The following is a 21,156-nucleotide window of genomic DNA, read 5'->3' as shown; positions in this document are numbered from 1 at the left end:
TGGAGAAGGGAGGCTTCAGGCGCCCCCAGGCTCCAGCAGAAAGTTCTGCACCGCGGTCGCGGCGCCGCCGATGAATTCCTTGCGGGGGGCGAGGGAGCTTTGCTCGAAAATGTCCGTGGACAAAAACGGGTTGATTTTGGACACCTGCTGGATGAACGTTTCCATCACAAAGGGGCATTCGAAAATCTCGCCGAACAAAATGACCTTATTGGGCGCGAAAACCGAGATGGCGTTGTTGATGCCGATGGAGAGGTCATAGATCAGGGTGGTCAGATAGCTGCGCAGCTCCGGACAGTCCAGCCCAAGGTATTTGCGGATGTTATGGATGGTCGGCTGGCCGTATTCGAGCAGGGCGCCGCGGATAACCGGCGAGCTTTCCTGCAGCGAGAGGATTTTTTCGGTGATCTGGTTTAAGTGGACGCCGGTTTCCAGGCAGCCGGTTTTGCCGCAGCGGCACACTGTGGTCGAGCCGCGGTAAAAATAGGTATGTCCGATCTCCGAGGACTGGTAATTCGCGCCTTTATACAGCGCGCCGTTGATCGACGCCGCCGAGCCGACGCCCGGCCCCCATTTCACGACCATGGTATTGGCGGTGTATTTTGCCGTGCCGTAAAGGTTTTCCGCGTTCAGGAACGAGCAGACGTTGCTTTCCACACAGACCGGAAACGGGAGCAGCTCCTCCAATATCTTCTGGATAGGCACCTCCTGCCCGTGAAAAACATGGAAAGGATGCAGGGCGATGCCCTCGTTGTGGTTGACCGGACCGAGGATTTCCACGCCGATGCCAAGGATATCCTTGTTTTTGAGCTTGGTTTTCCAAAGCAGCAGTACGATCCGGTTGGCAATATCCTGAAAGGCGTCCGGCACATCGAGCGCGGGGTCGATTGCGAAGTGTTCGAGCACAAGCGGCTCCCCCATCAAATTGGTGATCGCAATGGTGCTGCCGGTGTAGTGGATATTGACGGAAATAACGTATTTATAGGTCTGATTGATGGACAACAGGCTTTTTTTGCGGCCCAGACTGGAGGAGGCTTCTTTCCCCTCCTCGATGATGATGCCACGGCTGATGAAGTCGCCGCAGATCGAGGTCAGCGTGGCGGTCGTGAGACGGAGCCGGCTGGCCAGGTCGGTCCTCGACATTGCGCCTTCCGTCAGCAAAAGCCACAAAACATGGGAACGATTGACCTGTTTTACATTACTCATGTTGATTCCAAGAGGGCGCATAAGCAAATCTCCTAAGCTATCAATAGAATTCCGGCGCCGCGTCTGCGGCAGGGCAGGGATTACACACCGGCATAGGCGCTGAAGCCGCCGTCCACGGGCAGCACGATCCCATTCACATATCCCGCCGCCTGCGGGGAGAGCAGGAAGAGCAGCGCGCCCGTCAATTCAGAGATATCCCCGAACCGGCCCGCCGGTATGCCGGACAGGATCTTCTCCGCACGCGGGGTAAACGAGCCATCCGCGTGGAGCAGGTTGGGGCGGTTCTGGTTGGTGATAAAGAAGCCGGGGGCAATCGCGTTGACCCGAATGCCCGCCCTGGAGAAGTAGACGGCCAGCCATTGCGTGAAGTTGGAAACAGCGGATTTGGCCGCGCTGTAGGCCGGCAGCTTGGTCAGCGGCCGGATGGCGTTCATGGAGGAGATGTTGATGATGCAGCCATCTTTGCGGCCGGTCATGTCGGCGGAAAAAATCTGGGAGGGCAGCACCGTGCCGATAAAGTTAAGGTCGAACACCCGTCGGAAGCCGTTCAGGTCAAGCTGAAAAAAGGTTTTGAGCGCCGGCTCCACCGCTTCGGGGCGGAAATATTCGTCCTCCGTATTTCCATCCGGCTGGTTGCCGCCCGCGCCGTTAATCAGGATGCTGCAGGGGCCGTGCGCGGCCAGAATCTGCGCGTGTACGCTTTCGAGCTGCGCCTTGTCCAGCACATCGGCCCGATAGGCGTATGCACGGTATCCTGCGGCGGTCAGCGCGTCCGCCGCAGCCTGCGCCGCGGGCAGGTTGATATCCAACAAGCACACGGTCGCATGCGCCTGTGCGAGCGCGCCCGCGAAATGGCTGCACATGATGCCGCCGGCGCCGGTGATAACGGCGGTGCGGCCGCTCAGGTCCAGGGGGAACGGGTTGGGCGTGAGCATGAAATTCAGCTCCTTCTTTTGTTCTAATTTTATTATATCAATATAATTAAAAAAATCAACATAGCAGCTAATCAGAAAATCAAACGGAAATATTGTGCGGTATATACAAAAACATAAAAACAAATATATTGCTTTTGATAAATTGACACAAATGGAAAGAATCGCTATAATAAGAGCATACAAATTAGTTAATTCAATTAATTAATTTGAAACGAAATGTAGAGAAGGAAGAAGGAGGACACTATGAAAAGGTTAATCGCATTGGCATTATCACTCTCAATGGCAGTTTCTCTGACAGCCTGCGGTGGCGGAGACGACGCTGCGGGCGGCGATTCCGGAAGCCGTTCACTGACGGTCAGCGGCCAGCCCTATTCGCACACACTCCCCGCTTACATCGGCCTGGAGGAAGGACAGTTTGAAGAAGTGGGGCTGGATGTGGAACTGATTATGTTCACGGGCGGCAATGTGCAGAACGAAGCGCTCGGCGCGGGCGAATGGGACGTTGGCTGCTACGGTTCGCCCCCGTCCATCACCGGCGGCATTGCCTACGGCGCCAAGGTGATCGGCTTCGGCTCGCCGGATACGGAAGCGGTCACGATCTGGGCGAGAAGCGACAGCGATATCGCGCAGATTCAGGGTCAGGTCGCGGGCTATGACGAGATTTACGGCAATGCGGATACCTGGCGCGGCAAGACCATCCTCTGCCCGCTCGGTACCTCGGCGCACTTCACTCTGGTCGCAACGCTGGAAAAGCTCGGCCTGACGACCGAGGACGTCAGCATCATCGACATGGGCGTTGCCCAGGCGTACACGGCGTTTAAGGCCGGCGAGGCTGACATTGTCTGCCTGTGGGACCCGCAGGGCTTCGACGCGGAGAACGAGGACTGGGTCTGCATTTCCTCCGGCAAGGCGACCGGCGAGGACCAGCCGACCGTTATCGTCGCCTCTGAGGAAGCGATCGAGACCAAGCATGACGAGATTCTGGACTTCCTGGACTGCTATTATCAGATCTGTGAGAAGTACGCGGACGATCTGGACGCATACGGACAGTACATGATGGATATCGGTCTGGACAACGGTGTGGAGCAGACCCTGGAGATTGCCACCCGCTGCGCAGAAAAGCGCCCGCTGTCCACGCTAGACGACGAGATCGAATGGTTCTCCGGCGAAAAGGGAACCCGCTATGTCGATACGACGATGGAAAACCTGATGGACTTCTTCGTACAGACCGGCTCGATCGAAGAATCCGATAAGCAGTACCTGATCGAAAACAACTTTATCGACGACACCTTCATTCGAGAGCTTGCCGAGCGTCATGGCAAGACGATGAACTGACAACCCAAACACGTTTGTTGGCAAAGGAGGGGGGCTCTCCGCCCCTCTCCTTTTTGCAAATCATCAAGTGAGGCAGGCTGGTGGATTATGAAACAAAACAAAAAACTCAAGCTGGTGCTGTTGAGCATACTGGGCCTGGTCCTGTTTTTCGGCATATGGGAATGCAGCGTCCGGTTCGGCCTGGTATCCGAGCGCACGCTGTGCGCGCCCTCCACAGCGCTGGAAACCCTGTTCACCAAAATGGTCGAAAAGAAGCCGGACGGCGCGACCATTCCGGTGCATTTCCTGGCAAGCATCAAGCTTTCTTTGAGCGGCTTCCTGCTGGCGATCGTCATCGGCATCCCGCTCGGCTTGTTCATGGGATATTATAAGGTGCTGGACTCGCTGTTCACCCCTCTGTTTGAGATCATTCGCCCGATCCCGCCGATCGCATGGATCCCGATCATTATCCTGACCATGGGCATCGGCTTTAACGCAAAGGTATTCATCATATTTGTATCAGCGTTTGTGCCATGCGTGGTCAACTCGTATCTGGGTATCAAGCTGACCAACCAGACGCTGATTAACGTGGCGAAAACGTTCGGCGCCTCGCGATGGCAGGTGTTCACAAAGGTATGCATCCCCTCGTCCATGAACATGGTGTTCACGGGCATACGCATATCGCTCGGCAACTCCTGGTCCACGCTGGTCGCGGCGGAAATGCTCGCCTCCACGCAGGGCCTCGGCTATATGATCCAGATCGGCCGCTCGCTTAGCCGGCCGGAGATCATCATTGTCGGCATGGCGGTCATCGGCGTCACCGGCGCCATCATGAGCGGGCTGCTCAGCCTCTGTGAGAAAAAGGTTGCGCCCTGGAGGTATAAGTGATGAAAAATATCAAATGGGTGAATATACTGCTGTCCGTCTGCTCGATCGGCATTTTCGTTGTCCTCTGGGTGGTCCTGGCCGGACAGGAAGGCTCGATGGTACCGACGCCGGCGGCAACGCTGGAGAAATTCCTGCAGATCATGGCCGACCCGATCGCCAACGCGACGCTGCCGGCGCATATCTGGGCCAGCCTGCAGCGCGTGCTGATCGCGTTCTTCTTCGCGGTTGTGCTGGGCGTTGCGCTCGGCATCAGCATCGGCTGGAGCAAGGGCTTTAACGCGTTTTTCGGGCCGCTTTTCGAAATGCTGCGCCCGATCCCGCCGATCGCATGGATCCCCGTAATTATCCTGTGGTTCGGCATCGGCGAGCTTTCCAAATGGGTGATCGTATTCATCGGCTCGTTCGTGCCGATCGTGCTGAACACCAGCGCGGGCATCCGCGCGATCGACCCGCTGATGATCAGCGCGGGCAAGGTGCTGGGCGCGAACCGCAAGCAGCTTTTGGTTGACGTGGCGTTTCCGGCCACCATCCCCGCTATCCTGGCCGGCATCCGCACCGCGCTGTCGAGCGGCTGGATGTGCGTGGTCGCGGCGGAAATGATCGTAGCGCGGCAGGGCGTCGGTTTCCTGATCGTCCGCGGGCAGGAGAGCGGCGACACGGCGCTGATCGTCGTCTGCATGCTGGCAATCGGCGTGGTAAGCTTCCTGCTGTCCACGATACTGCAGAAAATGGAAGGAGTGCTTTGCCCGTGGCAGTTCTCAGAGACAAAATTGTGATCAAAAACCTCTCCAAAACATTCACTTCCAAAAAGAACTCGGTAGAGGTTTTGAAGGATATCAACCTGACGGTGAAGGAAAACGAATTCCTCGTGATCCTGGGGCCGGGACAATGCGGCAAAACCGTTCTGCTGAACATCCTTGCCGAGCTGGACGAGCAGACCTCGGGTACGGTGGAATTTGCGGACGGGCGGCCCAAAATGGGCGACCTGGGTCTGGTGTTCCAGCGCTACGCGCTTTTCCCGTGGAAATCGGTCATGGGCAACGTGGAGATGAACCAGAAGCTCAAGGGCGTGGATAAGGCCACCCGTCAGGCAAACGCGCAGAAATATATCGACCTGGTCGGGCTGCAGGGCTTTGAAAAGGCGCTGCCCAAGCAGCTCTCCGGCGGCATGAAGCAGCGCGTGGGCATCGCGCGCGCCTATGCCAGCGAGTCCGATATCATGCTGATGGACGAACCGTTCGGCGCGCTGGACGCGCAGACCCGCTATTCCATGGAGGACGAGATCCTCAAGATTTGGGAGAAGAACAAGCGCACGGTCATCTTCGTCACCAACAACGTGGAGGAGGCCATTTACCTGGGCGACCGGATCATCCTGCTCGGCGGCCATCCGACCAGCGTGAAGAAGGAATACATACCCGACATGCCCAGACCAAGAAACTATACCGATCAGGCATTCCTGCGGCTTCGTAACGAAATCGTGGCGGATACCGATCTGAGCCTGTAACGCAGGGAGGTATCCGTATGAGCGATCAAGTAAAGGTAAAGGTCAGGAACCTGACAAAATGCTTTGGCGACCTGAAAGTGCTGGACAATATCTCGTTCGATATCAATAAGGGCGACTTTGTCTGCATTGTCGGCCCGACGGGCTGCGGCAAAACGACGTTCCTCAACCTGCTCGTCAAGCTGATCGAGCCGACCGAGGGGCAGATCCTGATCGACGGCGAGCCGGCGGACCCGCAGAAGCACAACCTCTCGTTCGTGTTCCAGGAACCGTCCGCGTTCCCGTGGCTGACGGTCGAGCAGAACATCCGCTTCGGGCTGGAAACCAAAAAGGTCGAGGAAAAGGTGATCAAGCAGCGCACGGATGAAATTCTGGAGCTCCTCGGCCTGGAAAAGGCGCGCAACGCCTATCCGCATGAGCTGAGCACCTCGACCGAGCAGCGCATCGTTATCGGGCGCAGCTTCGCGCTGCACCCCGACCTGCTGCTGATGGATGAGCCGTACGGCCAGATGGATATTAAAATGCGGTACTATCTGGAGGACGAGGTCATCAAGCTGTGGCAGGCGACCGGAAGCACGGTCATTTTCATCACGCACAACGTGGAGGAGGCGGTCTACCTCTCCAACAAGTGCCTGATTTTGTCGCAGAAGCCGACAACGGTCAAGGAAGAGCTGAAGATCGACCTGCCCCGCCCGCGCGATATCGCGAGCGAGGAATTCATCCGCCTGCGCGAATATGTAACGAGCCAGATCAAATGGTGGTAAGGGGCGAGGCGACATGAAAGGAAGACCGGTCTTCCCCGTGCTGCTCCTTGCCGTGATCTGGGGTACCTATTATGTGGCGAGCCAGCAAACGGTGGCGGGCATGTCCGTGTTTTCGATGGGCGTATACATCCGCCTGATCGTCATGGTGTTCCTGACTGTGCTGATGGCGCTGCGCGGGGAGTTGAAGCTCCTGCTGCAGGTGCGCTTTGTCTGGCCCAAGCTGGTGACGATCGGCGTGCTGGGCTTCCTGCTGGATGCGACCGCGTTCGTGGGCCTGTCGCTCGGCAGCGCCAGCACGGGTACGGCGCTGCTCAAGTGCGATATCCTGATGGTGGCGGTGATCTCCGCCGTGATCTACAAGACGCGGCTGAGCTGGAAGCAGTGGTGCTGCATCGTGGTCATGCTGCTGGGCGTGTTCATCACGATGGGGCTGAACCCGGCCCATCTGGAGCTGTTCAACCTGGGCAACCTGTTCTATCTGCTCAGCGCGCTCTTTGTGTCGATCAACGCGTTTGTCATCAAAAGCGCGCAGCACGACAAGCGCAACCCCGTGTGCGACAATGTTGTGGCGTACTACAATAATTTTGTCTGTATGCTGTGCTTTATCGCGGCATCCGCCGCGGCGGGCAGCCTGGGCGAGATCATGAACTGTATCCGTACGCCTTATTATGGCTGGATGCTGCTGCTCGCCAGCGTGGGGCAGACGCTGGTCTACATTGTTTACTATTACGACCTGCGGCGGTTCCCCGTATGGTTTGTCAAGGTGTTCCTGCTGTTCATGCCGGTCGTGGCGTCGCTGATCTGCTTTTTCGCGTTCGGGGAAAAGCTGACCGCGGTGCAGCTTGGCGGCATGGCGGTCATCCTGGCCGGCGCGCTCGGTATCCTGATGGAGCAGCGCAAAAACGAGACGGGCAGCATGGAACCTGTTGAGGAAAGAGGGTAAATTTCAAAATGGAAAAAGCGTTTCATTACTACATGCCAGTCAAGATCCTGTTTGATTACGGGGTCTCGCAAAAGATGGCGTCGTACATTGCGGGCGAAAACGTGCTGATTATTTCCGACCCGTTCCTGTACCAGAACGGCGTGGCGCAGCGGATCGGCGAAAGCCTGATCGGCAAAACCGTCGGCTATTTCAGCGATATCGAGCCGAATCCGTCGTGTGAAAGCGTGGATGCCGCGGCCGCGGCCGCGCGCGCGCTGAAAGCGGACTGCGTGATCGGTCTGGGCGGCGGCAGCTCGATGGACGTTGCCAAGATCGTCGCCTGCCTGACGCGGGACGAGGGCAGTATCTACGACTATTACAGCGGCGGCACTAAGACCTTTTCCGAGCGCAAAACCATGCTGATCTGCGTACCCACGACCGCGGGTACGGGCAGTGAGGTCACGAACGTCGGCGTGTTTACGAATAAAAAGGCCGGCATTAAAATGCCGCTCGTTACCGACCGCTTCTGGGCGGATTACGCGGTGATCGATCCGGAACTGACCTATTCGCTGCCGCCCGCCGTGACCGCTTCGACCGGCATGGACGCGTTCTGCCACGCGATCGAGGCGTATTGGAACAAGGAGAGCCAGCCCATGTGCGATATGCTGGCGATGGGCGCGATGCAGCTCATCCTCCGCTTTATCAAGCGGGCGTACGACGACCCGAACGATCTCGAGGCGCGCGGCGCCATGATTAAGGCGAGCATGATCGCGGGTGTGGCGTTCAGCCAGACGCGCACGACCGGCATCCACGCGCTCAGCTTCCCGCTGACCACCGAGTACCACGCCAGCCACGGCACCGCCTGCTCGATCACCCTGCCGGCGTTCATCCGCCTGTGCAGGGAAGGGGCGGCGGAAAAGCTGCAGGCGCTGTCCGCCTACCTGGGCTATGCGGACGCGGGCGCGCTCGCGTCCGCGGTCGAGGCGCTGATGGAATCCATGGGCATGCCGACCCGCCTGGGGCAGCTTGGCGTACGGGAGGAAAACCTGGAGCATATCACCAAGGTCGGCCTGGGCGCGGCGATCATCCAGCTCACGCCCGCAGTAATGAATGAACAAACCGTATATGCACTGCTGAAAAGCATCCTGTGATAAAGAAGGGGAGGATACCTATGAAAAAGATTGTGATTGGTTCGGATAAGTCGGGCTTCCCGCTCAAGGAGGCGGTCAAGGCGCACCTGGTTGAGCTGGGGTACGAGGTGGAGGACTGCGGCACGCAGGATATGGAGCACGGCCAGCCGTATTACATGGTGGCGCCCGTGGTCGCGGAAAAGATCTCCAGAAAGGAGTATGAAAAGGGCATCCTGATCTGCGGCACCGGCATGGGCATGGCGATCGTGGCCAACAAATATCCGGGCGTTTACGCGGCGGTCTGCGAGAATACCTATGCGGCGGAAAAGTGCCGCGCCATCAACGACGCGAACATCCTGACTATGGGCGGCTGGATCACCGCGGACTTTGCGGGCTGCGCTATTGTGGATAAATTCCTGAACACCGCGTTCACCGAGAACCTGGAGCCGTGGCGCCAGGAGTTCCTGACCAAGGCGCGCGAGGAAGTCAAGGGCATCGAAAAGGGCATCTATCACAACTGAGGAGGGGAAAATATGGATATGCAGGCCAAAAAAGACCTCCAGAAATTTGCCGTTTCCATCCGGAAGGAGACCATGCGCGCGATCGGCACGCTGGGCGTCGGGCATGTGGGCGGCGCGCTGTCCATCTGCGACGTGCTGGCCGTGCTGTACGGCGGGGAAATGAACATCGATCCCGCCGACCCGCACAAGGAGGATCGGGACTGGCTGGTCTGCTCCAAGGGGCATGCGGGGCCGGCGGTATACGCCACGCTGGCGCTGAAGGGCTTTTTCCCCAAAGAGGAGCTGCTCACGCTCAACAAGCCGGGTACCAACCTGCCCAGCCATTGCGACATGAACCGCACGCCCGGCATCGACATGACGACCGGCTCGCTGGGGCAGGGTACCAGCTCGGCCGTGGGCATCGCCTGCGGCAACCGCAAAAAGGGGCTGGATAACTACACCTACCTGATCATCGGCGACGGCGAGAGCCAGGAGGGCCAGGTATGGGAGGCCGCGCTTTTCGCGGCGCAGCACAAGCTGTCCCGCCTGATCGCGTTTACGGATTACAACAAGTGCCAGATCGACGGGACGATCAGCGAGGTCTGCGAGCTGGGCGACCTGGCCGGCAAATACGAGGCGTTCGGCTGGTACGCGCAGAGCGTGGACGGACACGACGTGGAGCAGATCAGCGAGGCCATCCATAAGGCCAAGCAGCAGGGCGAGCGGCCCTCCATGATCGTGCTGAACACGGTCAAGGGTAAGGGCGTTTCGCTGGCCGAGGGCAAGGTCGGCTCGCACAACATGCCGGTCACCAGGGAGCAGATGGAGCAGGCTATGGCCGAGCTGGACAGCCAGCTCGCGGCGCTGTAAAGGAGGGGAGAGCCATGGGCGTAATAGTAGCTGATTTTCACAAGCACGGCGATGCCGAGCTGCGTAAGGTGTACTGCAACACCCTGATGGAGCTGGCGGCGGAGGACGAGCGCGTCTGCGTTCTGGACGCGGACCTGATGAACGCCTCCGCGACCAAGCCGTTTGCGGCCGCGTTTCCGGAAAATACGTTTGACTGCGGCGTGCAGGAGGCCAACATGCTCGGCGTGGCGGCGGGCCTGTCCGCGACCGGACAGATCCCGTTTACCCATACGTTCGCGCCCTTTGCGGCGCGCCGCGCCTGCGACCAGATCTTTGTCTCCTGTGCCTATGCCAAGCAGAATGTCAAGATCGTCGGCTCCGACCCCGGCATCACGACCGCGCTCAACGGCGGCACCCACATGCCGTTTGAGGATATCGCGATCATGCGCAGCATTCCGGAGATCACGGTCGTGGAGCCTGCGGACGCGGTCGCGGTACGCGAGGTCGTGCGCATGGCAAAGGAGGCGTACGGCGTCTGGTATATCCGCCTGCACCGCAAGACCGCGCCCGCGATTTACGAAGCGGGTACGACGTTCGAGGTCGGCAAGGCCAACCTGCTGCGCGACGGCAAGGACGTGACGATCATCGCCATGGGCTTCTGCGTGGCCGAGGCGCTCAAAGCGGCCGAGCTGCTGGAAAAAGAGGGGATACAGGCGCGTGTGCTGGATATGTTCTGCGTCAAGCCGCTGGACGAGGCGGCGGTCATCCGCGCGGCGCAGGAGACCGGCGCGGTTGTGACCGCGGAAAACCACAACGTCATCAACGGCCTGGGGAGCGCGGTCGCGGATGTGCTTGCATCGTCCTGCTGGGCGCCGCTGGAAAAGGTCGGCGTGCAGGACGAATTCGGCGAAGTCGGTCCGGTGGATTACCTGCAGGAGCGTTTCGGCCTGACGGCGCAGGCGATCTGCGAAAAGGCGAAAAAGGCGATCGCGCGAAAGTGAGGGAACGGCATTGAAAAACAGAAAAGCGCATATGACCGCGGTGGGCCGCATTGAGCTGGCCGACTGCCCGATGCCGGCGGCGGGCGCGGACGAGGTAGTCGTCCGGATGGAGTACTGCGGCATCTGCGGTTCGGACGCGCATTTTTACAAGGAGGGCCGCATCGGGAAAAAGGTGGCGCCGCTGCCGTTTATCCTGGGGCATGAGGTGTCGGGCTATGTGACCGAATGCGGCGCGGATGTGACCGGCCTGCAGCCCGGCGACCGTGTGGCGCTCGAGCCGGGCGTACCCTGCGGCAAGTGCGAGCTTTGCCTGACAGGAAAATACAACCTCTGTCCGGATGTGCATTTCCTCGCGGCGCCGCCGTATGACGGCGCGCTGCGTAAGTTCATGGCCTTTCCGGCAAAAATGTGCTTCAAGCTGCCGGACGATATGACCATGCAGGAGGGCGCCATGCTGGAGCCGCTTGCGGTCGGTATGCACGCGGCCAGGCGCGGCGGCGTCGGGCTGGGGAAGAGCGTCTGCATCCTGGGCTCGGGTACCATCGGCATTATGACGCTGCTGGCCTGCAAGGCCATGGGCGCGACCGAGATCATCGTGTCCGACCTGGTGGAGCACCGGCTGGAGAGCGCGAAGCGTCTGGGCGCGACGGTCACGGCCAACCCCAAAGAGGTGGATGTGACCGAGGCCGTATTGCAGGCAACGGGCGGCAAGGGCTGCGACGTGGTCTTTGAAACGGCGGGCTCGCCGGTGACAATGGCGCAGACCGGCCGGTATGTCAAAAGCGGCGGCGTGATCGTTGTGGTGGGCAATATCGCACAGGATGTCAGCTATAACTTTTTGGAGATATCCCGCAAGGAAGTGGAGATCCGCACGGTGTTCCGCTACCGCAATATTTATCCGCTGGCGATCGAGGCGGTCGAAAAGGGCTATATCGACCTCAAGGCGATCGAGCCGAAGGAATTCCCGTTTGAGCAGGCGGACGAGGCCTTCCAGTATACGATCACCCATGCGCAGGAGGTCATTAAGACCCTGATTAAAGTCTCAGACTGACCCAATATGGCGGCACGCAGGCAGTCGGCCCTGCGTGCCGCTTTTTTGCGCGGAGGAACACGGTGCCGCAAAAAATTACAAAAACAGCGCCGCGCCGCCGTCAGGTGTGCTATAATAGCAGCAGTGCAGCCGCCGTGCGGCTGCGTTGGGAGGGGATAACTATGGAAAAGGTAAAGGCGTTTCTCAAACGCAAGGACATCGTGATTTCGGTCCGGCGGTACGGCATCGACGCGCTGGGGGCAATGGCGCAGGGGTTGTTCTGCTCGCTGCTGATTGGCACAATTATCGATACGGTGGGTACGCAGTTCGGCATCCCGTTTCTGACCATGCCGGTCGCGACGGTGAGCGACGTATCCTACACGGTGGGCGGCCTGGCCTCCGCGATGAGCGGGCCGGCGATGGCGGTGGCGATCGGCTATGCGCTGCGCTGCCCGCCGCTCGTGCTGTTTTCGCTGATTACGGTCGGCTTTGCGTCCAACGCGCTGGGTGGCGCGGGTGGGCCGCTTGCCGTGCTGTTTGTGGCGGTTATCGCCGCCGAGCTGGGCAAGGCGGTCGCGGGCGAAACCAAGGTGGACATCCTGGTCACCCCGCTGGTCACGATCGGCGCGGGCATTGCGCTGTCCGCCTGGTGGGCGCCCGCGCTGGGCGCGGCGGCGATGCAGGTCGGCAGCCTGATTATGTGGGCGACCAACCTGCAGCCGTTCCTGATGGGGATTGCGGTGTCCGTACTGGTGGGCGTGGCGCTGACGCTGCCCATTTCCTCCGCCGCGATCTGCGCGGCGCTCGGCCTGACCGGTCTGGCGGGCGGCGCGGCGGTGGCTGGCTGCTGCGCACAAATGGTCGGCTTTGCGGTCATGTCGTTCAAGGAGAACCGCTGGGGCGGGCTGGTGTCGCAGGGGATTGGCACCTCCATGCTTCAGATGGGCAACATTGTCAAGAACCCGCGCATCTGGATCGCGCCTATCCTGACCTCGGCCATCACCGGACCGATTGCGACCTGTGTGTTCGGCTTGCAGATGAACGGCACGCCGGTCTCCTCGGGTATGGGGACGTGCGGGCTGGTCGGCCAGATTGGAGTCTATACCGGCTGGATGAACGATATCGCGGCCGGAACCAAGGCCGCCGTTACGGCGCAGGACTGGGTGGGGCTGTTGCTGGTGTCGTTCCTCCTGCCGGCGGTGCTGTGTCCGCTGATTAACCTGGTAGTACGCCGTCTCGGCTGGGTCAAGGACGGGGACATGAAGCTGTGAGTACGCGGCGGCGCCGATGCCCAACGCCTGCAGGAGCGGAGGGCGGATGCCTTTGCAATGATAGAGGACATTATAACTTTTGTGGAAGCACATGTAACATAATATCGGTATTGTGAACAAAATCACATGCTTCTGGTTGGACAAACTTACAGTTTTACCAGCTTTCCGAGCAAAGCTATTGACAAAAGCGCCGCAGTTATAGTATGCTTCCATCAGAAAATCATACAGGCTTGTGACTGGTATGGCAGGCAAGACCAAACAACCGAACGGGAAATATTATCCGTATTCGGGCGTTTGGTCTTTTTTGTTTTTAACAGCACAGTATCAGATTCAAAAGATGAAAGGGAGTTGCACTATGAAAACATTTCAGTATGAGATCACCGACCCCATCGGCATCCACGCACGTCCGGCAGGACAGCTTGTTAAGACCGCGAAGGCATTCCAGAGCAAGGTCATGGTGGAGCATAACGGGAAGCAGACCGAGGCTACCCGCCTGATGAGCCTGATGGGAATGGGCATCCGGCACGGCAGCGTGGTCACCGTTACCGTGGAGGGACCGGACGAGGAGGCCGCGGTGCAGCAGCTTCAGGCGTTCTTTCGGGAGACGCTATGACCGCGGCGGAGCTGGGCGGGCAGGAGGCCTACCGGATCAGCCGCGTCATTGGCAACAATTTTGTATGCATCATCGACCCTGATGGACGCGAGGTTATCCTGCGCGGCCTGGGGATCGGCTTCAAAAAGCAGCCGGGCGACCTTGTCCCCGCGCGCAAGGTGGAGAAGATTTACGACCTGCGCGATCCGGAGAAATCCTCCCGCCTGATGGAGCTGCTGGGCGATGTGCCGGCGGAATTTCTGGACGTCAGCACGGAGATCATAGAGGAAGCGAAAAGGATGACCGGCCGGCGGCTGAGCGAAAATATTTATATCACCCTGACCGATCACATCTGCTTTGCGGTGGAGCGTCTGCGCACCGGCACGGCGTATCCCAATCAACTGCTGTGGGAGATCACAAACTTCTATCCCACCGAGTTCGCCATGGGGATTCAGGCGCTCGATATCATCGAGCGGCGGCTCGGTTACCGTCTTTCCCGGGATGAGGCAGGGTTCATCGCGCTCCACATCGTCAACGCGGAGATCGACGGGCGCATGGCCGATATGGTCCGCATTACCGAGCTGATCAGCCGCATTGTCGCAGTGGTGCAGGCGTATTACGGCGTTGCGCTGGACGACCAATCCCTGGATTACGGGCGGTTCATCACCCACCTTAAATTTCTGGGACAGCGCATTACACAGGGCCAGTATGCACAAGATAATGATTCCGAGTTCCAGTCCATGATCGTCCGGCGCTACCGGTATGACTACCAGTGTGCCGAGCGCATCCGAGACGATTTGGCGCAGGCGCTCTCCATCCGGCTGCCGCCGGAGGAGATGACCTTCCTGACCATCCATTTGCACCGCCTTGCCATGAATATGGGTATATCTGATAAAGAGGAGTAAGGGTATATGAAAGATAAGATTTTTGGCGTGCTGCAGCGTGTCGGCCGTTCGTTCATGCTGCCGATCGCGATTCTGCCGGTAGCCGGCCTGTTCCTGGGCGTCGGCGGGTCGTTCACCAATGAAACCATGCTGGAAACCTACGGCCTGATGGGACTGATGGGACCTGGCACGTTCATCAACGCGATTTTGCAGGTGCTCAACGCGGCCGGTTCGGTCGTGTTCGACAACCTGCCGCTGATCTTTGCCATTGGCGTTGCCATCGGCATGGCCAAGCAGGAGAAGGAGGTCTCCGCCCTGTCGGCGGTCATCGCGTTCTTCGTTATGCACGCGACCATCGGCGCGATGATCGGCGACTTCGGCGCGCCCGACCTGTCCGGCGCGACCGCGAGCGTACTGGGCATCAATTCGCTGCAAATGGGCGTGTTCGGCGGTATTATCGTCGGCCTGGGTACGGCGGCGCTGCATAACCGCTTTTACAAGATTCAGCTCCCGCAGGTGCTCAGCTTTTTCAGCGGCACGCGCTTCGTGCCGATTATCTCGGCGGCGGTCTACCTGGTGGTGGGCATCGCCATGTATTATATCTGGCCGGTGATCCAGAGCGGCATCAACGCGCTCGGCGGCTTTGTCCTCGCGTCCGGCTACGGCGGCACCTGGCTGTACGGCTTTATCGAGCGCGCGCTCATCCCGTTCGGCCTGCACCATGTGTTCTATATCCCGTTCTGGCAGACCGCGCTCGGCGGCACGGCCATGGTCGGCGGCTCGTTGATTGAGGGCGCGCAGAACATCTTCTTTGCCGAGCTGGCCACCCCGGGCATCGAGCATTTCTCGGTTGAGGCGACCCGCTTTATGGCCGGTAAGTTCCCGCTGATGATTTTCGGCCTGCCGGGCGCGGCCTTTGCGCTCTACCGCTGCGCCAAGCCCGAGAACCGCAAGGCGGTCGGCGGCCTGCTGCTGTCCGCGGCGCTGACCTCCATGCTCACCGGCATCACCGAGCCGCTCGAGTTTACCTTCCTGTTCGTCGCGCCGGTGATGTATGTGGTACACTGTGTGTTTGCGGGCGCGTCCTATATGATTATGCACATCCTGAACGTCGGCGTGGGCCTGACCTTCTCGGGCGGCCTGATCGACCTGACGCTGTTCGGCGTGATGCAGGGCAACGCCAAGACGAGCTGGCTGTGGATTCCGGTGGTGGGCGTGATCTACTTTATCGTCTACTATCTGGTGTTCTCGTTCATGATTAAGAAATTCGACTACAAGACCCCGGGCCGCGACGACAGCGAAATCAAGCTGTACACCCGCAAGGACGTCAACGCCCGCAAGGAGGGCGAAGCGGCCGCGCAGGGCGGCGAGGACGCGCTCTCGCGCCAGATCATGATGGGCCTGGGCGGCAAGGCCAACATCTCGGATGTGGATTGCTGTATCACCCGCCTGCGCTGCACGGTGCATGACGCATCCAAGGTCGACCAGCAGCTTCTGAAGGAAACCGGCGCGTCGGGCGTCATCTGCAAGGGCCAGGGTGTGCAGGTGGTCTACGGCCCGCGCGTATCCAACATCAAGTCCGACCTGGAAGCCTTCCTGGCCTCCCCAGCGAGCGACCAGGCCGCGCCTGCGGCGCCCGAAGCGGCCCCCGAAACGGCTCCTTCCGCGCCGGCGGCCGGAAAGCCCATTGTCATCGCCTCCCCGCTCGCGGGCAAGGTCATCCCGCTTGAGGACGTCGCGGACGGCGTGTTCTCCGAGAAGATGGTTGGCGACGGCTTCGCGGTCGAGCCGTCGGACAATCAGGTCTATGCACCGGCCGACTGCGAGGTAGCGACCGTGTTCGGCACCAAGCACGCCATCGGCCTGGTGACGCCGGAGGGCTGTGAGCTGCTTATCCATCTGGGCATCGACACCGTGCAGCTAAACGGCGCGCCCTTCACCATCCAGGTCAAGGAGGGCGACACGCTCAAGAAGGGCGACCTGATCGGCAGCTTTGACGAAAAGGCCATCCTGGACGCAGGCTACCGCACGGTAACGCCGGTGGTGGTCACGAATTCGGATCAATACTCGTCGTTTGAACTGTGCAAAACCGGCGCGGTAACGCCCGGGGAAAACGTGCTCACAGTGGAATAACAGCGGAAAAATAAGAGCAGAGGCGGCATGCCGGAACGGGCGCCGCCTCTGCTGTTTTTTCGTTACGATGGGGAGGGAGACCGCGCCGGTATCCCTAAAGACAAAAAGGAAAGACCTGATTTCAAATGAAATCAGGTCTTTTATGGTTGCGGGGGCTGGACTTGAACCAACGACCTCCGGGTTATGAGCCCGACGAGCTACCAACTGCTCTACCCCGCGATATAAGCTCCTTGCTTTAAGGAGCCTATTAACTATACCATGATTTGAAAGGATTGTCAAGCGTGTGTAAAGAAAAAACGTCGACAATTTACGCGGGCGCATCCCGCTCCGGAAAATAGGGAAGCTCAAACCAGAAGGAAATGCCGCCCTCCACGTTTTCCGCGCCGCAGCTGCCGTGCAGCGTGTCCGCGATCGCGCGCACCAGGGACAGGCCGATGCCCGTGCCGCCGGCCTCGCGCGTGCGCGCGCGGTCGGTGCGGTAAAATTTCTCCCAGATTTTCGGCAGCTCATCCTCCGGCAGCCCGTCGCCCTCGTTGAATATGGCCAGCCGCATCCCGTTTTCGGTATAGGCGGCGGTGATCTCGATGCGGCCGCCGTCCGCCGTGTAACGGATCGCGTTGGACAGATAGTTCATAAGCACCTGCTCGAGCAGGTCGCCGTCCGTGCGGATGGTGACGTGCGTATCCGCATACCGGACGGTCAGGCCGCGGCTTTCGCACAAAACGGCGGTCTTTTCGACCGCGTCCCGACAGAGCGCGTACAGGTCGATATCCTCGTAATAGGTCTGCTCCGCGCCCAGCTCGAGCTTGGAGAGGTTCAAAAGCTGCATGACCAGCTTGTTCATGCGGTCGGCCTCGTCCGCGATCGTGTCACAGTAAAATTTCCGGTCCTCCGGATCGTCGGCCACACCGGCGGTCAGGCCCTCTGCGTAGCCTTGTATCAGCGCAATCGGCGTTTTCAGCTCATGCGAAACATTGACGATAAATTCACGGCGCATGTTGTCCACGCGTTCTTTTTCCTTGATTTCCAGCGCAAGCTGGTCGTTGGACTCCTGCAGCTCGCGGATCGTCTGCTCCAGGTAAGCGGACAAGCGGTTGAGCGACTGGCCGAGCTGGCCGATCTCGTCGCGCTCGCCGCCCTGATACTGGGTGGAAAAATCCAGCTCGCTCATCCGGTCGGCCACGCCGGCCATCGCGATCAGCGGGCGGGTGAACTGGCGGGAGATGAAAAAGCCGCAGACCAGGCAGATCAGCAGCGCGCAGCCGCCCGCGATCAGCAGGAAAACCAGGTTGAGGGAGGAGTTCTGCTCGATATAGGCGTACGGCATATAGGCGAACAGGCAGTCGCCCGCGTTGCGGTCAAGCGCACCGACCAGGCAGAGGTACTGGTCGTTATCCCAGAGGGAAACGTTCAAGAACTGGTAATTATGCTTGGCAATAAATTCGCGGTCCATGCTCTGCGCGATTGAGCTGAGGATGGCATAGCTACGGTACTGCTGCTCCACCCGATCGAAATCGGGGAGATGGAACTGCAGCGGTCTGTCCTCCTCCGGTCGAGCCGCGTCCGGAGAAAACGCGGAGGAATACAGCACCGTCCCGTCCGCACGGACCACGGACAGGCGGATGGCCGAGCGGCTTTCGTAGCTGTCCAGCACGGCCGCGATATCCTCCACGTTGCCGGTATAGCTGCCGCGCATGCCTTGATAGGCGTCGCGCAGCTCCCCGCGGCGCATCAGCATGTAATAATCCTCGTAAAAGAACAGGTTGAGCAGCAAAAGCACGCCGATAAAGACCAGCGCAACGGCGCTGATCGCGGCAAAAAACTTAAACCGGATCGAATGGCCCTTCATGTTGTATCCGTCATCCCTCAAAGCGGTAGCCGTAGCCGCGCACCGTCTCGATCATGGTGCCGCAGCCGCCCAGCTTGGCCCGCAGCTTTTTCACATGGGTGTCCACCGTGCGCAGATCGCCGAAGTAATCATAGCCCCACACGGCGTTGAGGATGCTCTCGCGGGACAGCGCGATGGCACGGTTGTTCTTGAAATAGATCAGCAGCTCGTATTCCTTGGGCGTCAGGTCGACCGGAACGCCGTCCACCAGCACCTCGCGGCGCAGCTCGTTGACGGAAAGCGCGCCCAGCTGCTCGACCGGCATGGCGGCGCGGCCCTCGCGCTTGAGCAGGGCGCGTACGCGCGCGGCCAGCACGATGGGCGAGAACGGCTTGGTCACATAATCGTCCGCGCCCTCCTCCAGCCCGCGGACCTGGTCGGCGTCCTCCGCGCGCGCGGTCAGCATCATGACAGGCAGGTGCTTGTCGCCGCTTTCCTGTGCGCGCAGCGCGCGGAGCACCTCGAACCCGTCCATGCCGGGCATCATCACGTCCAGAATCGCCAGGTCAAGCCCAGACTGGCGGTTTTCGATCATCTGCAGGGCCTCGCGGCCGTCCGCGGCTTCGAGGATGCTGTGGCCGTCCCGCTTGAGGAAATCGCTGACCAGGCGCCGGATGCGCGCCTCGTCGTCGGCAATCAATATCGTTGACATCAGGCTTTCACCCCTTGTATCGGATAGTACCAGTATACCGTGTCAGTTTGTCCGTTCTGTGAACAAAAAACAGGTTTTTATATATCCTGCTCCAATACATACCGGTACAGGGCGTTCTTCTTGACGCCGGTCTGCGCGGACACCGCTTTGACCGCGTCCTTCTGCGTCTGCCCTTCCTCCATCCGGCGGCGCACGGCCTCCGCCGCCGCAGCCAGCCGCTCCGGTTCGTCCGGCGCGGCGTCCGGCTCGTCGGGCGCGCCCTCGACGGTCAGCACAAATTCGCCGCGCGGCGGATGCGCGTCGAAGTACTGGACGGCCTCGTCCAGTGTCATGCGGAGCGTTTCCTCGTGGAGCTTGGTCAGCTCGCGGGACAGGGAAAGGCGGCGCGCCCCGCCGAAGGCGTCCGCAAGGTCGCGCAGGGTGGCGCACAGCTTGTGCGGCGCTTCATAAAAGATCATGGTGCGTTTTTCGTTTTGCAGCGCGTCCAGATGCGCGCGGCGCGCCTTTTTATTCACAGATAAAAAGCCCTCGAAGCACCAGCGTCCGGTCGGCAGGCCGGAGGCCGCGAGCGCGCAGACCGCGGCGCAGCAGCCGGGGATGGGTACGACCGGTATGCCGTGCGCCGCGCACAGCGCGACCAGGTCCTCGCCGGGGTCGGAAACGGCGGGCGTACCCGCGTCCGTGACCAGGGCGCAGCTTTCACCCGCGCGCAGCCTGGCCAGCACCTCCTCGCCGCGCGCGCGGCGGTTATGCTCATAATAGGAGATCAGGGGCTTTCTGGGTAGAGCGCAGGCGGTCAGCAGCTTTTGCGTCACGCGCGTGTCCTCCGCGGCGATGAAATCGACCGACGAAAGGATATCCCGCGCGCGGGGGGACAGGTCGCCCAGGTTGCCGATCGGCGTGGCGACCAGATACAGAATGGATTCACTCATTGTAATATTTCCTTAAAAAATTATTTTCCGTATATTCTGTTGTATTCCTCGCTTTGGACAAGCAGCGGCGGCTCGACCGAAAGGCCCTCCGCGCTGCCGCCCTTGCGGCATTCGACCAGCACCGCGCTGGGGACGGACTGCGCGGTCTGATGTACGAAGCGGAGCCGCTTGGGGACGAGACGGACACGGGCGAGCGCTTCCAGCAGCGTCCACATGCGCTCGGGACGGAACACGAACGCGGCCTTGCCGCCCGTATGCAGCACAAAGGAACAGGCCACGGCAAGGTCCTCCACCGTGCAGGCGCCATCCTGACGGGCGATGCGGCGTTCCGGCGCGGGCGCGCTTTTGCCCGCGTTCCGGTCGAAATACGGGGGATTGCACACCACATAGTCCATACTGCCGTGAGGGAGGAGCGTGCGGATCTCGCGCAGGTCGCCCTGCATCGCGGTGATGTCCACGCCGTTGTCGTGGATCGAGCGCCGGAACAGGGCGAGCGCGCCCTCCTGCAGCTCCAGGCCGGTCATGCGCAGGTCGGGGCGGTAAAGCAGCAGGGCGAGCGCGCCCGTGCCGCAGCCGAGGTCGAGCACGCGCGCGTTCCGGCGCGGCTTGGCAAAGGAAGAAAGCAGCACGCTGTCCTGTCCGAGCTTGAAATACCGGTCGTCCTGATGCAGCAGCAGACCGTTGGGAAGCCGTTCGGTTGTCTGCGCCATAATACCTCCTTATCCGAAAACAGAAAGAGCCGGTCCGTGACGGACCGGCCGCAGGTG

Annotated in this window: 21 protein-coding genes and 1 tRNA gene; 15 read left to right on the top strand and 7 right to left on the bottom strand. The window is 60.2% G+C overall.

Annotated elements, in window-relative coordinates; all coding sequences use genetic code 11:
* Positions 1 to 15: 15 nt before the first annotated feature.
* Together ACYQ3S_RS03970 and ACYQ3S_RS03965 are read right to left on the bottom strand one after the other, a co-directional pair.
* Positions 16 to 1,224 (bottom strand): ROK family transcriptional regulator, encoded by a 1,209-nt coding sequence (locus ACYQ3S_RS03970; protein ID WP_459687431.1) that lies wholly within the window; start codon positions 1,222 to 1,224, stop codon positions 16 to 18.
* 59 nt (positions 1,225 to 1,283) lie between these two features.
* Entirely contained in the window at positions 1,284 to 2,138 is an 855-nt protein-coding gene (locus ACYQ3S_RS03965) for an SDR family oxidoreductase (protein WP_459687430.1), read from the bottom strand.
* A 243-nt stretch (positions 2,139 to 2,381) separates the two neighbouring features.
* Here ACYQ3S_RS03965 and ACYQ3S_RS03960 point away from each other — a divergent pair, with 243 nt between their 5' ends.
* The 15 genes from ACYQ3S_RS03960 (at position 2,382) to ACYQ3S_RS03890 (ending at position 16,917) form a co-directional block, all read left to right on the top strand.
* On the top strand, positions 2,382 to 3,473 hold the full coding sequence (locus ACYQ3S_RS03960) for an ABC transporter substrate-binding protein (protein ID WP_459687429.1): 1,092 nt from the start codon (positions 2,382 to 2,384) through the stop codon (positions 3,471 to 3,473).
* 87 nt (positions 3,474 to 3,560) lie between these two features.
* Complete coding sequence (locus ACYQ3S_RS03955) at positions 3,561 to 4,340, top strand: ABC transporter permease (RefSeq protein WP_054327543.1); 780 nt, start codon at positions 3,561 to 3,563, stop codon at positions 4,338 to 4,340.
* The gene (locus ACYQ3S_RS03950; RefSeq protein ID WP_459687428.1) at positions 4,340 to 5,116 is read left to right on the top strand and encodes an ABC transporter permease; all 777 of its coding nucleotides are present in this window, start codon (positions 4,340 to 4,342) and stop codon (positions 5,114 to 5,116) included. The genes ACYQ3S_RS03955 and ACYQ3S_RS03950 overlap by 1 nt, the downstream gene beginning before the upstream one ends.
* Entirely contained in the window at positions 5,089 to 5,844 is a 756-nt protein-coding gene (locus ACYQ3S_RS03945; protein WP_459687427.1) for an ABC transporter ATP-binding protein, read from the top strand. The genes ACYQ3S_RS03950 and ACYQ3S_RS03945 overlap by 28 nt, the downstream gene beginning before the upstream one ends.
* Positions 5,845 to 5,861: 17 nt before the next feature.
* Positions 5,862 to 6,605 (top strand): ABC transporter ATP-binding protein, encoded by a 744-nt coding sequence (locus tag ACYQ3S_RS03940; protein ID WP_147574168.1) that lies wholly within the window; start codon positions 5,862 to 5,864, stop codon positions 6,603 to 6,605.
* Between the two features lie 13 nt (positions 6,606 to 6,618).
* Entirely contained in the window at positions 6,619 to 7,548 is a 930-nt protein-coding gene (locus ACYQ3S_RS03935) for a DMT family transporter (protein ID WP_459687426.1), read from the top strand.
* Positions 7,549 to 7,556: 8 nt separating this feature from the next.
* Entirely contained in the window at positions 7,557 to 8,678 is a 1,122-nt protein-coding gene (locus ACYQ3S_RS03930) for an iron-containing alcohol dehydrogenase family protein (RefSeq protein ID WP_459687425.1), read from the top strand.
* 20 nt (positions 8,679 to 8,698) lie between these two features.
* Complete coding sequence (locus tag ACYQ3S_RS03925; protein ID WP_054327539.1) at positions 8,699 to 9,178, top strand: RpiB/LacA/LacB family sugar-phosphate isomerase; 480 nt, start codon at positions 8,699 to 8,701, stop codon at positions 9,176 to 9,178.
* A gap of 12 nt (positions 9,179 to 9,190) precedes the next feature.
* Positions 9,191 to 10,027: a transketolase gene (locus ACYQ3S_RS03920; protein ID WP_459687424.1), complete on the top strand. Its 837-nt coding sequence runs from the start codon at positions 9,191 to 9,193 to the stop codon at positions 10,025 to 10,027.
* A 14-nt stretch (positions 10,028 to 10,041) separates the two neighbouring features.
* On the top strand, positions 10,042 to 11,007 hold the full coding sequence (locus ACYQ3S_RS03915; protein ID WP_390125528.1) for a transketolase family protein: 966 nt from the start codon (positions 10,042 to 10,044) through the stop codon (positions 11,005 to 11,007).
* 10 nt (positions 11,008 to 11,017) lie between these two features.
* Complete coding sequence (locus ACYQ3S_RS03910; protein ID WP_390125531.1) at positions 11,018 to 12,058, top strand: NAD(P)-dependent alcohol dehydrogenase; 1,041 nt, start codon at positions 11,018 to 11,020, stop codon at positions 12,056 to 12,058.
* Between the two features lie 161 nt (positions 12,059 to 12,219).
* Positions 12,220 to 13,308 (top strand): PTS transporter subunit IIC, encoded by a 1,089-nt coding sequence (locus tag ACYQ3S_RS03905; RefSeq protein ID WP_459687423.1) that lies wholly within the window; start codon positions 12,220 to 12,222, stop codon positions 13,306 to 13,308.
* A gap of 355 nt (positions 13,309 to 13,663) precedes the next feature.
* Positions 13,664 to 13,921 (top strand): HPr family phosphocarrier protein, encoded by a 258-nt coding sequence (locus ACYQ3S_RS03900; protein WP_459687422.1) that lies wholly within the window; start codon positions 13,664 to 13,666, stop codon positions 13,919 to 13,921.
* Positions 13,918 to 14,805, top strand: a complete 888-nt coding sequence (gene licT, locus ACYQ3S_RS03895; RefSeq protein WP_459687421.1) for a BglG family transcription antiterminator LicT — start codon at positions 13,918 to 13,920, stop codon at positions 14,803 to 14,805. Before ACYQ3S_RS03900 ends, licT begins: the two co-directional genes overlap by 4 nt.
* 6 nt (positions 14,806 to 14,811) lie before the next feature.
* The gene (locus tag ACYQ3S_RS03890) at positions 14,812 to 16,917 is read left to right on the top strand and encodes a PTS transporter subunit IIABC (protein WP_459687420.1); all 2,106 of its coding nucleotides are present in this window, start codon (positions 14,812 to 14,814) and stop codon (positions 16,915 to 16,917) included.
* Between the two features lie 143 nt (positions 16,918 to 17,060).
* On the opposite strand, the gene ACYQ3S_RS03885 is transcribed toward ACYQ3S_RS03890, so the two are convergent.
* The 5 genes from ACYQ3S_RS03885 to ACYQ3S_RS03865 all read right to left on the bottom strand — a co-directional run bounded on the left by ACYQ3S_RS03885 (position 17,061) and on the right by ACYQ3S_RS03865 (position 21,099).
* Positions 17,061 to 17,136 (bottom strand) — tRNA-Met (locus ACYQ3S_RS03885).
* Positions 17,137 to 17,224: 88 nt separating this feature from the next.
* Entirely contained in the window at positions 17,225 to 18,766 is a 1,542-nt protein-coding gene (locus ACYQ3S_RS03880) for a sensor histidine kinase (RefSeq protein WP_459687419.1), read from the bottom strand.
* A gap of 10 nt (positions 18,767 to 18,776) precedes the next feature.
* On the bottom strand, positions 18,777 to 19,457 hold the full coding sequence (locus tag ACYQ3S_RS03875) for a response regulator transcription factor (protein WP_459687418.1): 681 nt from the start codon (positions 19,455 to 19,457) through the stop codon (positions 18,777 to 18,779).
* A 77-nt stretch (positions 19,458 to 19,534) separates the two neighbouring features.
* Positions 19,535 to 20,389, bottom strand: a complete 855-nt coding sequence (gene rsmI, locus ACYQ3S_RS03870) for a 16S rRNA (cytidine(1402)-2'-O)-methyltransferase (RefSeq protein WP_459687417.1) — start codon at positions 20,387 to 20,389, stop codon at positions 19,535 to 19,537.
* Positions 20,390 to 20,409: 20 nt separating this feature from the next.
* Positions 20,410 to 21,099: a tRNA1(Val) (adenine(37)-N6)-methyltransferase gene (locus ACYQ3S_RS03865; RefSeq protein ID WP_459687416.1), complete on the bottom strand. Its 690-nt coding sequence runs from the start codon at positions 21,097 to 21,099 to the stop codon at positions 20,410 to 20,412.
* Positions 21,100 to 21,156 lie beyond the last annotated feature (57 nt).

The sequence above is a fragment of the Agathobaculum sp. TL06 genome, from assembly GCF_054658635.1.
This window is presented reverse-complemented; position numbering and strand designations above follow the sequence as displayed.